At 36.1% G+C, this 15410-nt stretch carries 12 protein-coding genes; 6 read left to right on the plus strand and 6 right to left on the minus strand.

Annotation, left to right across the window (positions count from 1 at the left end; all coding sequences use genetic code 11):
• Nucleotides 1–7: 7 nt before the first annotated feature.
• Nucleotides 8–763, plus strand: a complete 756-nt coding sequence (locus F1003_RS09090; RefSeq protein WP_162306954.1) for a UDP-2,3-diacylglucosamine diphosphatase — start codon at nt 8–10, stop codon at nt 761–763.
• On the opposite strand, the gene F1003_RS09095 is transcribed toward F1003_RS09090, so the two are convergent.
• Genes F1003_RS09095 through F1003_RS09105 form a run of 3 tightly spaced genes read right to left on the minus strand, consistent with a single transcriptional unit; the run spans nt 760 to nt 5294 of the window.
• Complete coding sequence (locus tag F1003_RS09095) at nt 760–2034, minus strand: MFS transporter (RefSeq protein WP_155089096.1); 1275 nt, start codon at nt 2032–2034, stop codon at nt 760–762. The two genes, F1003_RS09090 and F1003_RS09095, sit on opposite strands and share 4 nt — an antisense overlap.
• Before the next feature lie 3 nt (nt 2035–2037).
• Complete coding sequence (gene recJ, locus F1003_RS09100; RefSeq protein ID WP_155089097.1) at nt 2038–3729, minus strand: single-stranded-DNA-specific exonuclease RecJ; 1692 nt, start codon at nt 3727–3729, stop codon at nt 2038–2040.
• A 2-nt stretch (nt 3730–3731) separates the two neighbouring features.
• On the minus strand, nt 3732–5294 hold the full coding sequence (locus tag F1003_RS09105) for a hypothetical protein (protein WP_155089098.1): 1563 nt from the start codon (nt 5292–5294) through the stop codon (nt 3732–3734).
• Between the two features lie 143 nt (nt 5295–5437).
• On the opposite strand from F1003_RS09105, the gene F1003_RS09110 reads away from it, so the two are divergent.
• The 5 genes from F1003_RS09110 to F1003_RS09130 all read left to right on the plus strand — a co-directional run bounded on the left by F1003_RS09110 (nt 5438) and on the right by F1003_RS09130 (nt 12388).
• The gene (locus F1003_RS09110) at nt 5438–6613 is read left to right on the plus strand and encodes a 2-isopropylmalate synthase (protein ID WP_155089099.1); all 1176 of its coding nucleotides are present in this window, start codon (nt 5438–5440) and stop codon (nt 6611–6613) included.
• Nucleotides 6614–7999 carry a 3-isopropylmalate dehydratase large subunit gene (gene leuC / locus F1003_RS09115; RefSeq protein WP_155089100.1) on the plus strand — a complete coding sequence of 462 codons (1386 nt, stop codon included), beginning with the start codon at nt 6614–6616 and terminating at the stop codon, nt 7997–7999.
• A gap of 87 nt (nt 8000–8086) precedes the next feature.
• A complete protein-coding gene (leuD, locus tag F1003_RS09120; protein ID WP_155089101.1) occupies nt 8087–8677 on the plus strand; it encodes a 3-isopropylmalate dehydratase small subunit in 591 nt (196 codons plus the stop codon).
• A gap of 6 nt (nt 8678–8683) precedes the next feature.
• Nucleotides 8684–9802 carry a 3-isopropylmalate dehydrogenase gene (leuB, locus tag F1003_RS09125; RefSeq protein WP_155089102.1) on the plus strand — a complete coding sequence of 373 codons (1119 nt, stop codon included), beginning with the start codon at nt 8684–8686 and terminating at the stop codon, nt 9800–9802.
• 3 nt (nt 9803–9805) lie between these two features.
• Complete coding sequence (locus F1003_RS09130) at nt 9806–12388, plus strand: phosphoenolpyruvate carboxylase (protein ID WP_155089103.1); 2583 nt, start codon at nt 9806–9808, stop codon at nt 12386–12388.
• A 121-nt stretch (nt 12389–12509) separates the two neighbouring features.
• Here the strand turns inward: F1003_RS09130 and F1003_RS09135 are convergent, their stop codons facing one another.
• From F1003_RS09135 to F1003_RS09145, 3 genes are read right to left on the minus strand one after another with little or no spacing between them, the layout of a single operon-like run.
• Nucleotides 12510–13742, minus strand: coding sequence for an ammonium transporter (locus tag F1003_RS09135; RefSeq protein ID WP_155089104.1), 1233 nt, complete (start codon nt 13740–13742; stop codon nt 12510–12512).
• Nucleotides 13743–13747: 5 nt separating this feature from the next.
• Nucleotides 13748–14086: a P-II family nitrogen regulator gene (locus F1003_RS09140; protein WP_155089105.1), complete on the minus strand. Its 339-nt coding sequence runs from the start codon at nt 14084–14086 to the stop codon at nt 13748–13750.
• 55 nt (nt 14087–14141) lie between these two features.
• On the minus strand, nt 14142–15161 hold the full coding sequence (locus F1003_RS09145) for a porin (RefSeq protein ID WP_155089106.1): 1020 nt from the start codon (nt 15159–15161) through the stop codon (nt 14142–14144).
• Nucleotides 15162–15410 lie beyond the last annotated feature (249 nt).

Genomic DNA, 15410 nt, shown 5'->3' on the forward strand with positions numbered 1-15410 from the left:
TCATCACATAGAAATTCCTGACGGAAAAAAAATCTATTTCGCCTCAGACAACCATCTTGGTGCACCTACACGCGAAGATTCTTTACCTCGAGAAAAGAAATTTGTAGCATGGTTGGATGACGTTAAACAAGATGCTGCAGCGATTTTTCTGTTGGGTGATTTGTTTGATTTTTGGATGGAGTATCGCCGAGTTGTCCCCAAAGGTTTTACAAGGACTTTAGGTAAGCTTGCTGAAATTACGGACTCTGGCATTCCTGTTTATTATTTTGTAGGTAATCACGATTTGTGGATGGATGGCTATTTTGAAGAAGAACTTAACATTCCTGTATATCATAAGCCGCAAGAATTCAAACTTGGAAATAAAGCGTTTTTTATCGGTCATGGAGATGGATTGGGTCCAGGAGATAAAGGCTACAAACGCATGAAAAAAGTCTTCACCAACCGTGTGTGTAAATGGTTGTTTAGGCGTTTGTTGCATCCAGATTTTGGAATGCGGATTGGACATTATATGTCTGTAAAAAACAAAATGATATCCGGAGATGATGATGCTAAATTCTTGGGTGAAGACAACGAATGGCTAGCACTTTATTGCAAACGTAAACTTGAAGAAAAGCACCGCGATTTCTTTGTTTTTGGCCATAGACACTTACCACTAGAAATACAATTGAATCAGTCATCTAAATACATCAACCTTGGAGATTGGATTCAGTATTATACCTATGGTGTTTTTGATGGTGATACTCTCAAATTAAAAGAATATTAGAGAATTTCCTCCAATTCGTGTTCCTCAATATCTTTACGCAAATCCAACTCTCGTAACGGTTTATTTTTAACTCCAATTACTGCAGCTATTATCAATGTTACAGTGCCTCCAAGCACAACCGCTAATGGAGCTCCAAACAATTTTGCGGCTATACCACTCTCTAGCGCACCAAGTTCATTGGAAGATCCCACAAACATAGAATTGACCGCCCCTACACGACCTCGCATTTCATCTGGTGTCTTAAGTTGAAGGATTGTTTGACGAATCACCATGGAAACACCATCAAAGACACCAGAAAAGAATAATGCTACAACACTCAACCATAACAATTTTGAAGCTCCGAAAATGATCATAAAGACACCAAAACCAAATACCGAAACAAGTAGTTTTTTTCCTGTGTTTTTTGTGATTGGCAGATATGTGGTGGCCAGCATAGTTATAATACTACCTGACGAAAGCGCTGCATTCAGCAGCCCAAATCCTTTAGGTCCTGCGTCTAAAATATCTTTGGCGAAAACAGCAAAAATCGCTACGGCACCACCAAATAGGACAGCAATCATATCTAAGGTCAATGCACCCAAAATGACTTTATCGTTAAAGACAAAACTAAGTCCGGCTTTTAAACTTTCTTTTACTGATTCGTTATTTCCCTTGTATAGAATAGGCTTTTTTCCAATTCTAAACACCAACAATAAGGCAAACATTACCAATATAAAGATAATTCCAAGGGTGTAATGCACTCCAATCCATGCAATCAAAAATCCAGCACACAAGGCTCCAAAAACATTGGCTCCTTTCCATGTGCTACTGCTCCAAGTGGCAGCATTTGGATAAGCTCGCTTTGGTACCAAAAGTGCAATAAGTGAAAAAATAGTCGGTCCGAAAAATGCTCTCAATACACCACCAAAAAACACCAACGCATAAATACCTAAGAGAATGGAACCCGTTTCCCAATTAGCTTCTATATATTCTGAAGTTAACCAGAACAGCCCAAAACTTATTAAAGAAAACAATGCAATACAAAGGGTAAACAGGTTACGTTTTTCTTTTTTATCTACGATATGCCCAGCAAAAGGAGCTAAAAGAAATGCAGGTAAAAATTCGCAAAGCCCAATGATACCCAATGAAAGTGGATCTTCAGTTAATGCATAGACCTGCCATTCGATAACTACAAACTGCATAGACCAACCTAAAACCAATGCAAAACGCAACAATAGAAAGATGTTGAACTCTTTAAACCGAAGTGCTGCGTATGGGTCGTTTTTTGCCAAAGATTATGGTTTTATGTCTTTTAGTTTTAACTGTAAGCTTGTATTTCCGTTCCAATGGTTTTCATCAATTGAATAGGCTATGCTAAAAGCCTGTCTGGCTTTTATAAAGTCGATTTTGTCACCTAAACCAAAACCTATACAAACCATATTGTCATGAGGTGATTGTGTTGCTGTAAACCTTAAATGTTTATCATCTTCTCCAACACATTTTCCCCAACCTGTATCTTTCACTCCTTGCGTCATAAATGTTGGGGACATGTTGCCAGGCCCAAATGGTGCAAATTGTCTTAGTATGCGAAATAGTTTGTGGTCTATTTGACTTAGCTCTATTTCTAAATCCACTTTAAGTTCTGGTGTCAAAAGTTTGGGATCGATAGTGGCTTTAACAACAGATTCAAATTTAGTTTTAAAACCCTCGTAATTCTCTGGTAGTAGCGTTAATCCTGCTGCATATTTATGACCACCAAATTGCTCGATATATTCTGAACAGGCTTCCAAAGCATTATAAACATCAAAGCCTTTTACAGAACGTGCTGAAGCCGCTAGTTTCTCTCGGCTTTTAGTAAACACTAAAGTTGGCCTATAATAGGTTTCTATCAATCTTGATGCGACAATCCCAATTACTCCCTTGTGCCAGTTTTCATTATAGACCACTGTGGTAAAGCCTTCTTGTTCATTGTTTTCTTCAATTTGAAGCAATGCTTCTTCTGTAATACGTCTGTCGGTTTCCTTTCGGTCTGTATTGAATTGATCGATATCCACAGCATATTCTGCAGCGAGATTAAAATCAGTTTCTGTCAATAATGTAACGGCATGGTTGCCATGTTTCATTCTTCCTGCTGCATTAATGCGAGGTGCGATGATAAAGACCACATCAGTAATGGTCAGTTCCTCTTTTTTAACCTCAGCTATAATGGCTTTCATTCCTGGTCTTGGTGCAGTATTGATAACATGTAAGCCTATGTGTGCCAAAGCTCTGTTTTCGCCAACTATCGGAACAATATCCGCACCAATCGCTGTTGCCACCAAATCGAGATATTCTACTAAATCTTCAACCGTTTGACCTTCCTTGGAGGCCAAAGCCGTAATCAGTTTAAAACCAACTCCACAGCCACATAATTCCTTAAAAGGGTAGTCGCAGTCATCTCTTTTTGGATCTAAAACCGCTATAGCCTCAGGCAATTTGTTTCCCGGTCTGTGGTGATCGCAAATAATAAAATCGATACCCTTGTCTTTAGCATATTTGACTTTATCAACTGCTTTGACTCCACAATCTAAAGCAATAATGAGACTGAAATCATTATCGTGAGCAAAGTCAATCCCTTTATATGAAATTCCATATCCTTCATCATAGCGGTCAGGAATATAAGTAGCAACGGAATCCAACCTTGTTTTTAAGTACGAAGACATTAAAGCTACAGATGTTGTACCATCCACATCATAATCTCCATACACCAAGATATTTTCACCGTCTGCAATTGCTTTTTCAATGCGAGCAACAGCTTTATCCATATCCTTCATTAAAAATGGATCGTGCAAATCTTCAAAACTTGGCCTAAAAAACGTCTTTGCAGCTTCATAAGATTCTATACCGCGTTGTAATAATAATGTGGCAACAATATCATTGACTTGAAGTGCTTTTTTCAACTCTTCAACTTTTGAAATTTGTGGTTTTGGTTTAAGTGTCCAACGCATAGTTAAAATAGTCTTCCGTTGTTTTGAGACACTAAATATTTCCTCTTAATTATCTCTTGAACAGTACAATTTTCAATTTTACTTTCCAACCAAGAAATAATATCGAGATATAAAAAAGCTCTACGCTCAAAAGGGTGATCTTCATAAACCTTAAGCCTTTCAAGTAAATCCTTAAAAGCATTCTTTAAATCATGAGGGTAAATGTCTTGTAACCCACGTATAAATTTTATCATTTCTTTTTGCACTTCGTGCAGATCGTTCATTTTTATTAAAAACTTATAAGTGCTACGTAGAAGGGTATCTAAATGATAATCCAATCCTGCTTCATAATGAGCAACAAGATTTAATACTCTAGAAAAGCAGAGCAAATCTTCACGCATGGATAAAGATTTGTTTGATATAATTTTGCTCAAATAGGCAATGCACACCTTATTATTTCCTGCACCAAAATGTAAGCTGGCAAACTTGTAATAAAATATCATTTTGTGGTGAGGATCAATACGACTTTCAAATTGAACGAGTTCTTTTTCAATATTAGGGATGAGCTCTAGCCCTTCTTCAAAACTACCGTCAATGAAGTGTTGGTTGATACTATGAAAATTTGTATAAAGAAACACTAAGGTGGAAACATTTTCGTCTTGTATGAATTTTTTATTATCAACGGTAGCTTTAAAATCCTTTAACTTTTCTACAAATCTTGGTTTGTTTCCTATAAAAAATATGGCTTCGAGAAGATAATTGTTGCCTTTTAAGAAAAACACTGGGTTTACGTTTATCATTTTGGGATTTTGATAAAATAAATCCACCCATTTTGAAGCATATCTGTAACAGTTCAAAAAATCCTGAAGTAAAAAGCTATGCCATAAATGTGCTTTATAATACCATAGCTTCTCCCTAAAACCTAATTTCTTTTTTTTAATTTTAGGAAGTCTGTCATTAAAATATTTTGTGACAATTTTAGCCTCCTCTTCGTTCTTAACGTAACCCGTTTTTAGTATAATGCTGTAAAGCTGTAACGATAAATTAGAGAGCTTACTCGCTATAACATTTTGCGAACTTAAATCACGCGCTTGTATTGCCAATTCATCAGCCCTATTGCTTATACTTCTAGTAATGTATTGGGATTCTATTATTTTTTCGAGCTCAACAATTTCAAAAGCCAAGTTCTTTTCTTCATTAGCAATGGCTAGATCCTTTGCTTTGTCTAAAATTTTCAGACCTTGTTTATAAAGTCCTTTATGATATAAAATGGAAGCAAAATCTAACTGCTCTCTTATTTGAGAGCGCACATTTTGATGTGATGGATTAAGTTTTAGGCTTATTAGTATTTGCTTGTACAAGTGCGCTTTAACATTAGCCAATTGTTGTTTCTTAACTATTTTACTCTGCAAAATAGTCTCCTCATTGTAGGTTTTGGCTTTATCAAGAAGATTGAAAAGATTCAAAAACTTAGAATCCGCATTCACACCTAACCGACCCACATAGAGTTTAAATTGCCTTTTCTCTGATTTAGTCAGCGATTTAACAAGTGAAAATAGATTATCTTTTTGGTCTTTAGTTGTCAATACAAATTTGTCTTAATTGCTTGACTATATGCGTTTTAATATATGTTTTTGATTTTGAACATCGTAAAATCAAATTAACGCTTAAGTCATTGAAAAAATCAAAGTATAACTTCGTTAGACAATACTAATCTTTATTTTGTTAAATGTCAAATAACGCTATTCAAATATTCGACACAACCCTACGTGATGGTGAACAGGTTCCGGGCTGTAAACTAGATACAAAACAAAAAGTAGTGATTGCTGAGCAATTAGATATTTTAGGTGTTGATGTTATCGAAGCAGGTTTTCCGGTCTCAAGTCCAGGGGATTTTAAATCTGTCCAGTCCATCTCAAAAATAGTAAAGAATGCAACGGTTTGTGGCTTAACGCGTTCCGTAGAAAATGATATTAGAGTTGCTGCAGAAGCGTTACAGTATGCAAAAAAGCCTAGAATCCATACAGGAATTGGTACTTCAGAGTCTCATATTGTACATAAATTTAAAACTACTCAAGAAGACATTTTAGAGCGTGCCTGTGCAGCTGTTAAATACGCTAAATCCTTTGTGGAAGATGTGGAATTTTATGCGGAAGATGCTGGTCGTACAGATAATGAATATTTGGCAAGAGTTTGTGAAGCAGCCATTAGAGCTGGAGCAACAGTTCTAAACATTCCCGATACCACAGGCTATTGTTTGCCAAGTGAATATGGAGCAAAGATTAAATTCCTAAAGGAAAATGTAAAAGGTATTGAAAAGGCGATTTTATCTTGTCACTGCCATAACGATTTAGGTCTTGCTACGGCTAATTCTATTGAAGGCGTAATTAATGGTGCAAGGCAAATAGAGTGTACCATTAACGGTATTGGTGAACGTGCGGGAAACACAGCACTAGAAGAAGTGGTTATGGTCTTAAAACAACATCCATACCTTAATCTAGATACCAATGTTAACACCTCAATGCTTTATGGTATGAGTCAGTTGGTTAGTGAAAGTATGGGTATTTACACCCAACCTAACAAAGCGATTGTGGGTGCAAATGCTTTTGCTCATAGCTCAGGGATACATCAAGATGGTGTGATAAAGAATAGAGAAACTTACGAAATTATAGATCCAAAAGATGTCGGTGTTACAGAATCAGCAATAGTTTTAACTGCAAGAAGTGGACGAGCAGCTTTAGCATATCGTGCCAAAAATGTTGGATATGAGCTAACCAAACTTCAGCTAGATGAAGTCTATGCCAACTTCTTAACTTTTGCAGATAGAAAGAAGGAGATTGATGATAATGATATTCATCAGATTATTGAAACAAGCAAAGTCTATCAACAAATTATTTCTGCTTAGATGTCAAAAAAAACATTATTCGATAAGGTTTGGGACTCGCATGTGGTAAGTACAATAGAAAATGGGCCACAGGTTCTATACATTGACAAGCATTTAATCCATGAAGTCACAAGCCCACAAGCTTTCAATGAATTGGAAGAACGTGGCATTCCAATATTCAGACCAGACCAAATTGTGGCAACCGCTGACCATAATACACCAACCTTAAATCAAGATCAGCCGGTAAAAGATGCGTTATCAAGGCAACAGTTAAAGCAACTTTCTATAAACTGTAAAAAGAACAATATTACATTATATGAGTTAGGACATAAATATAATGGAATAGTCCATGTAATGGCTCCAGAATTGGGTATTACACAACCAGGTATTACAATGGTGTGTGGAGATAGTCACACATCAACCCATGGTGCATTCGGAGCCATTGCATTTGGTATTGGCACAAGTCAAGTTGCACAAGTATTTGCTAGTCAATGTTTGTTGCTAACCAAACCCAAAAGTTTAAGGGTCACAGTAAATGGTAAGCTCAAAAACGGCGTTTTGCCAAAAGATGTCATACTTTATATAATTTCAAAATTGGGCACTAATTCAGGTACAGGATATTTCTGCGAATATGCAGGTAATGTATTTGAAGAAATGAGCATGGAAGGTCGTATGACGGTTTGCAATATGAGTATTGAAATGGGAGCACGAGGAGGCATGATTGCACCGGATGAAACCACTTTTAAATACATAAAAGGCCGAAAATTTGCTCCAAAAGGAGAAGAATTTGAAAAGAAAGTAGCTTATTGGAAGTCATTACCAACCGATGAAGGTGCTGTTTTTGACAAAGAATACCATTTTGATGCCTCAGACATTGAGCCTATGATTACCTACGGTACCAATCCGGGAATGGGCATCAAAATTTCTGAAAACATTCCTGTAGAAGAGAATGCATCATTTAAAAAATCATTGGCTTATATGAATTTTGAAGCTGGTGAAAGTCTAATAAACAAACCCATTAATTACGTGTTTATAGGAAGTTGTACCAATTCTAGAATAGAAGACTTTAGGGCGGCGGCCAATTATATAAAAGGAAAGAAAAAAGCCCAAAATGTGACGGCTTGGCTGGTTCCAGGAAGCAAACAAGTAGAAGTTCAAATCATTGAAGAAGGCCTGAAGGACATCTTTGATAATGCAGGATTTCAACTGCGTCAACCAGGATGCTCAGCGTGTTTAGCGATGAATGATGATAAGATACCTCAAGGAGAATATTGTGTATCTACATCCAACAGAAATTTTGAAGGACGACAAGGACAAGGCTCTAGAACCATTTTAGCCAGCCCCTTGGTGGCTGCGGCTACTGCAGTAGAAGGAAAAATAATAGATATTACTAAACATTTAAATTAACTTTGGATAGGAGACCTCACAGGTTTTTAAAACCTGTGAGGTCTTGAACGATAATAAAAACAGATTCCTGCTTTCGCAGTAAATAATATGGAAAAATTCACAACATTAAAGTCAACTGCAATTCCATTGAATATTGAGAATGTTGACACGGATCAAATCATCCCAGCACGGTTTCTAAAGGCAACGGACAAAAAAGGCTTTGGTGACAATGTTTTTAGAGATTGGAGATTTAATAAAGATGGTTCTATAAATTCAGATTTTGTATTAAACAAGTCAGAGTACTCTGGTAGCATTTTGGTTGCAGGCAATAATTTCGGATGTGGATCTAGTAGAGAGCATGCCGCATGGGCAATTGTGGGTTATGGTTTTAAAGTCGTAGTCTCTAGCTTTTTTGCTGATATTTTTAAAGGAAATGCTTTAAATAACGGGCTTCTTCCAGTACAGGTTTCTGAAGAGTTTTTAAGTGACCTGTTGCAGAAAATTGAGTCCAATCCAAAGACGGTAATAGAGGTAAACCTTCAAAACCAAACCATTTCAATTCAGGACTCAGATTTGTCAGAACATTTTGAAATAGATGCTTACAAAAAAACATGCATGCTTAATGGGTACGACGATATTGATTATCTCGTGAATAATAAAAAACAAATTGAAGCTTTTGAGGCTCAAAAAACATACTAAATAAAAATGAAATTAAACATTGCAGTATTGCCAGGTGACGGTATAGGTCCAGAGGTTACAAATCAATCTATTAAAGTTTTAAAAGCTATAGCTTTGATGTTTGATCATAAGTTTACATTTAAAACGGCTGATGTAGGTGCTGTAGCCATAGACAGGCACAATAACCCCTTGCCAGATGCTACATTGGATTTATGTAAATCCTGTGATGCCATTTTATTTGGGTCCATAGGGCATCCAAAATATGATAATGACCCTACGGCAAAAGTACGTCCAGAACAAGGGTTGTTAAAGCTAAGAAAAGAGCTTGGCCTGTTTGCTAACATAAGACCCGTAAAGGCTTACGATACACTTTTAGATAAATCTCCTTTAAAACAAAACATTATTCAAGGCACTGATATCAGTATCTATAGAGAACTTACTGGTGGAATATACTTTGGAGAAAAGCACTTGAGTGAAGACGGCAATGTGGCTTCAGATTTATGCGAATATTCCCGTGAAGAAATTGAGCGAATTACACATTTAGCATTTAAGGCTGCTAAAACCCGAAGCAGAAAGGTGACCTTGGTAGATAAGGCCAATGTCCTTGAAAGCTCTAGATTATGGAGAAAAGTGGTTGGAGAAGTAGCTGAGCAATATAAAGATGTAACATTGGATTTTTTGTTTGTAGACAATGCAGCCATGCAAATGATTTTAAACCCAAAACAGTTTGATGTTATTTTAACTGAGAATATGTTCGGTGACATTATCAGTGATGAAGCGAGTGTCATCGGTGGTTCCATAGGATTATTGGCTTCTGCTTCCGTCGGAAATAAATATGCCATGTTTGAACCTATTCATGGATCTTTTCCGCAAGCCACAGGCAAGGGAATAGCCAACCCAATAGCATCAATTTTATCTGCAACCATGCTATTAGAACACTTCGGTCTATTTGAAGAAGCCGAGTTAATTAAAGAGGCGGTTGACAAGTCATTAAAACTCAACATTTCAACACCAGATATCAATAGTAAATATGATAATGTTACAACTGATAAGGTTGGTGATTTCATTGAGGATTTTATATTAAACCCTAATGACACCAACATGAATTTTACAAACATCCACTTAGGACAATCTACAATTATTTAATTGATGCCTACACAGCCAAAGCTTACGAGATTTAATCAAAATGTATTGTCAAAATATCAGATATACAACAGTATATTTATGACCTTGCCTTTTGATAATGTTACAAAGACGGGAGCTCTTTTGCCTTTATTTCATGAAACATGTCAGAAGGGTTTTGCTAATCAAGAAGATCCCACGACCATTGTAAATGAATTCTTTAAGAAGTATCAAGGGAGACGCTCTAAAGAAAGTCAGATTAACTTATTGTTTCGGTTTATACAATATATAGAGCGGCAAGTTGTATTGTTTGATGCTATTGAGGATGCGGCATTTCCTATTGTCAATAACATGGATGGTATCGGGACCTTAAGAAGTTTAAAGGAATCCGTTACGGCTGAAAATAAATTAGATACACTCAGAAAATATCTTGAGGAGTTTAAGGTTAGAATAGTACTTACAGCACATCCAACCCAGTTTTATCCTGGTTCTGTTTTGGGTATAATAACGGATTTAACCGAGGCCATTCGCGAAAACGATTTGTTGAGAATAAATGATTTATTGGCACAATTGGGAAAGACACCTTTTTTCAAACATAAAAAACCGACACCTTTTGACGAAGCTGTGAGTTTAATATGGTATTTGGAAAATGTGTTCTACAAATCCTTCGGAACGATTTACGATTACATTCAACAAAATATTTTTGATGGGAAACAGATTGATAACGATATTATTAATATCGGTTTTTGGCCAGGTGGAGATAGAGATGGTAACCCATTTGTAACACCAGAAATAACATTGAATGTCGCAAAACGTTTGCATGATACAGTTATAAAAAACTATTATAGAGACGTACGTCGATTAAAAAGAAAATTGACTTTTGTCGGAGTCGAAGAACGAATAAATGTTTTAGAAAAAGAGCTCTATAAAATTATTACCAACAAGAGTTCAAACTTAACAGCAGAAAGCTTTGCTTCAGAATTAGAGGTAATTAAAAATGTCATTACAAAAGAACATCAGTCGCTCTATGTATCCGAAATCAATAGTTTATTGAACAAAATTCATCTGTTCGGTTTTCATTTTGCAAATTTAGATATCCGCCAAGATAGTAGAAAGCACAACCAATTCTTCAACGATATGGTGAATGCATTGATTGAAAATGGCAGCACAATTTTCCCAAAAAACTATCACGATTTATCAGAAAAAGAACAGATAAAAATTTTATCTAAAGTTGAAGGGGAAATTGATTTAGGTATAATTAAGGATGATGAAACCTTAAAAGCCCTAAAAACCATGAAGGTTATTAAAACCATTCAAGGTACAAATGGAGAAAAGGCTGCAAATCGTTATATAATCAGTAATAACCAAACAACATTAAACGTCATGCAATTGTTTGCCATGTTAAAATTGGTAGCTTTTCATGATAAATTAACCGTGGATATCGGACCCTTATTTGAAACGATTACCGATTTAGAAAATGCTCCTGCTGTGATGGAAGAACTATATACCAATCCAGAATACGCAGCGCATTTAAAATCTCGTGGCAACAAGCAAACCATAATGCTTGGTTTTAGTGATGGCACCAAAGATGGTGGTTATTTAATGGCAAACTGGGCTATCTATAAAGCTAAAGAAAATCTGACCAAAGTTTCAAGAGCACATGGTATCAAAGTTATATTCTTTGATGGACGTGGAGGGCCACCTGCACGTGGAGGAGGAAAAACCCATAATTTTTATGCTTCGCTTGGACCTACAATTGAGGACAAAGAAGTACAGCTTACTATACAAGGGCAAACCATTAGTTCTAATTTTGGCACCTTGGAATCTTCGCAATATAACTTAGAGCAACTCATAAGTTCTGGAATTTACAACAGTATTAGCAATAAGGATTTGAGCATGACTCCAGAAAATCGAGAGGTAATGACAGATCTTTCCGAAAGAAGCTATAAGGCGTATTCAGACTTTAAAGCGCATCCAAAATTTATTTCATATTTGGAGCATATGAGTACCTTAAAATATTATGCAAAAACCAATATAGGAAGCCGACCTTCTAAACGAGGTAAATCCAAAGGTTTAGTTTTTGAAGACCTTAGAGCGATTCCCTTTGTTGGCTCTTGGAGTCAATTAAAGCAAAACGTACCAGGCTTTTTTGGAGTTGGTACCGCTTTAAAACATTATGAAGAAACTGGGAATTTTGAACAAGTCAAAAATTTATTCAAAACCTCTGATTTCTTTAAAACACTGATTGAAAACAGTATGATGTCATTATCTAAATCCTTTTTTGATTTAACACGATATATGGCAGAAGATCCTGAATACGGAGAATTCTGGAAAATTATTTATAACGAATACGAAACTTCAAAACGATTAATTTTAAAGCTTACAGGCTATAAAGAATTGATGCAAGAAGAGCCTACAGGTAAGGCGTCAATTGCCATGAGGGAATCAATTGTGTTGCCACTACTGACCATTCAGCAATATGCTTTAAAGAAAATCCAAGAGCTAGAAAAATCTGGAGCAAAACCAGATGACGAACAAATGAAGGTCTATGCTAGTATGGTAACACGTTCATTATTTGGAAATATTAATGCCAGTCGTAATTCGGCTTAATTCATAAACTTGTCATTCCTGCGTAGGCAGGAATCTACTACATAAAAAACCCTCTAAGCAAATGCTCAGAGGGTTTTAACTAACAACTAATGATCTAAACAATCAAATTTAAAACAATCTATCAATGTTCGTTTAGTCTAAAATCCGGGTATGCATCCATACCATGTTCATGGGCATCTAGCCCTTCTAATTCTTCTTTTTCAGAAACTCTAATACCAACAGTCTTTTTCAATACAAATAAGATTATAAAAGATGAGACAATACAAATGGCAGCATAAGAGGCAACACCTATTAACTGACTAACAAATTGTGCTCCACTCGCTAAATTCCCAAAAATACCTACTGCTAAAGTTCCCCAAATACCACAAGCTAAGTGTACGGCTATGGCACCTACTGGGTCATCTAACTTAAGTCTGTCAATTAGAGACACAGCAAAAACGATAATCGCACCAGCTACTGCTCCAATAATTATCGCATCTGTAGGGCTCATTTGGTCTGCTCCTGCTGTTATACCAACAAGGCCACCTAAGATTCCATTAAGAAACATAGTTAAATCTAAATTTTTATACCGTAATGTAGAAACTAGAGCGGCTACAACGCCTCCGGCAGCAGCAGCTAAACATGTGGTGACTAAAGTTAGTGAGGTTAGTTCAGGATCTGCCGACAAAACAGAACCACCATTAAAACCAAACCATCCTAACCAAAGGATTAAAACTCCCGCTGTTGCCATAGGAATATTATGACCAGGAATAGCTTGTAATTTTCCATCTTTAAATTTTCCTATTCTAGAGCCCAATAAACAAACGGCCACAACGGCAGCCCAACCACCAACGGAATGAACTAACGTAGAACCAGCGAAATCATAAAACGGAGTTTCCAAAGTTTGTAAAAAGCCTCCACCCCATTTCCATGAACCTGCAATTGGATAAATTAATCCAACATATAGTACTGTAAATAACATAAATGGACCAATTTTAATACGCTCAGCAACGGCACCAGATACTATTGTTGCAGCTGTTGCAGCAAACATACCTTGGAAAAGGAAATCTGTCCAGTAGGTATAACCTTCATTATAGGCCAAATCTAAAGCGCCTGCATCTGTAAGTGGTGAGTCCAATCCAAACCCTGCGAATCCTAAAAATCCATTGAAGTCTCCTGGATACATTAAATTAAAGCCAACCAAGCAATACAATAGTAAACCTACTGTGATAATAAATATATTTTTAAATAATATGTTAATCGTATTCTTTTGACGTGTTAATCCGATTTCTAAAAATGCAAATCCTAAGTGCATAAAGAAAACGAGTGCTGTACAGATCATCATCCATACATTATTTGTAGTTAATAATTCCATGTTAGTTATTTTAAAGTTTGTCCTCCTTTTTCTCCCGTTCGTATTCTATAGACTTCCTCAATGTGAGAGACGAATATTTTTCCGTCTCCAACATCTCCCGTAGCAGCAGATTCTAGAATGGCTTTTATAGTAACCTCTTCAAAATCATCGTTAACTACAATAGAAAGGTAGCGTCGTTGTATGTCGCTTGTGCTGTAAGTAACACCTCTGTAAACATGTCCCTCTTTTTCATTACCGAGTCCGGTAACATCCCAATACGAGAAGAAGTTTACACCAACTTCGTGCAGTGCGGTTTTCACTGCAGAAAACTTGGATTTTCTGATAATTGCTTCAACTTTTTTCATAAAAATTGGTTTTTGGTTTCCACTCAGGTGGAAATCTTTATTAATTAGTATTTAGTTAGAATTGATAAATAGCTGCTATTAAAAATGACCCCAAACTCTTAGTTGCTGCTAGGTCATTATCTATAAAGGCATCATCAGATGCACTGTCGAGTCTTAACTCTGGTTTAATGATTAAATTATCCACAGTATAGCTTCCGGTAAGTGTCGCGGTAATTACACTAGTATCTGCAACGCCAGATCCTATCGCCCCAAAATTGCCGTCTTCAGCGAAGTATTCTCCTCTTAAGCCAAGTGTAAAATCATCAGAAATTGTGTATTGAGGGTAAAGCGCTGCACCCATGAATCCTGGACCATCATCTTCAACTGCCAAATAAGCGGCATTGATACCCAAGAAGAACTCATCCGATAAATCGAACCCACCTGTAAAATCAATTTCAAAAAATGATGGATCGTAGAGTACATTTAAATATTGACCAGCATAGCCTAATTGTGCTCCAGCTGCATAATCTCCTGTTGGATTAAACTCAGTTAAATCAGTGTCATTAAAAACACCCAACATTAAACTTAAATCGTCTGATAAGGCAAAGTCAGCTTTAAATCCAGTATGACTAAACGGTCCATATGAAAATAAATAAGAAGTACTATAATTAAAGTTGGCTACTGGTGATATAACTTCATAGCCTAAAAAGGTATTAAAGTTTCCTAAAGTAAGGGTAACACTTTCGCTAACATTCCAATACGCATATAGCTGGTTAACAATGTTTCCTGTTGCGGAGTACATTGGAGAAGCAAATATGGCATCAGTTCCTCTAGGGCCAAAAACTAAATCCGCAACAAAACCAACTTTTTCGCCCTCATAAGAGGCAATTACATTTGCCATACCCAATGCAAAGCCAGGTAAGTTAGCAAAGGACGATCCAGGTGCGATAGCGTTCTCATCGTTTGGAGCCGTTAAATTTGCTCTATAATAAGCATCTATACTTCCGCTTATCTCAAATGACTTTTTTTCCTCGTCTTCTTGCGCGTTAGTTACTACTACCATTAATAATAACATTAAAGTAAATAATCGTTTCATAAAAAATCTATTTTATTAGTTAGACGAGCCAAATCTATATAAACTTTAAAAATACCCCCTAATTAAATAGGGTGAAAAATATATTTTTATCATTTTGTAAATTTATACCCCATTTTTTTAGGGGTTAAATTTATTTATTATCAAATTTTGACAAATCAGTAATTTTAAAATTTAATTATTGTTGCATTTTTTACTTTTTTATAAATTATTATTAATTAAACTATATTTTCGCAAACGTTTTCGCAATAC

Origin of the sequence: Winogradskyella ouciana (assembly GCF_009709615.1) — a bacterium.
GTDB classification, from domain to species: Bacteria; Bacteroidota; Bacteroidia; order Flavobacteriales; family Flavobacteriaceae; genus Winogradskyella; species Winogradskyella ouciana.

Bases quoted from the DNA above. Each gene is read 5' to 3' on its own strand.
- leuD (WP_155089101.1), top strand. From the start codon at position 8,087: ATGGAAAAATTCACAACATTAAAGTCAACTGCAATTCCATTGAATATT.
- F1003_RS09110 (WP_155089099.1), top strand. From the start codon at position 5,438: ATGTCAAATAACGCTATTCAAATATTCGACACAACCCTACGTGATGGT.
- recJ (WP_155089097.1), bottom strand. From the start codon at position 3,729: ATGCGTTGGACACTTAAACCAAAACCACAAATTTCAAAAGTTGAAGAG.
- F1003_RS09140 (WP_155089105.1), bottom strand. From the start codon at position 14,086: ATGAAAAAAGTTGAAGCAATTATCAGAAAATCCAAGTTTTCTGCAGTG.
- F1003_RS09130 (WP_155089103.1), top strand. From the start codon at position 9,806: ATGCCTACACAGCCAAAGCTTACGAGATTTAATCAAAATGTATTGTCA.
- F1003_RS09145 (WP_155089106.1), bottom strand. From the start codon at position 15,161: ATGAAACGATTATTTACTTTAATGTTATTATTAATGGTAGTAGTAACT.
- leuB (WP_155089102.1), top strand. From the start codon at position 8,684: ATGAAATTAAACATTGCAGTATTGCCAGGTGACGGTATAGGTCCAGAG.
- leuC (WP_155089100.1), top strand. From the start codon at position 6,614: ATGTCAAAAAAAACATTATTCGATAAGGTTTGGGACTCGCATGTGGTA.
- F1003_RS09135 (WP_155089104.1), bottom strand. From the start codon at position 13,742: ATGGAATTATTAACTACAAATAATGTATGGATGATGATCTGTACAGCA.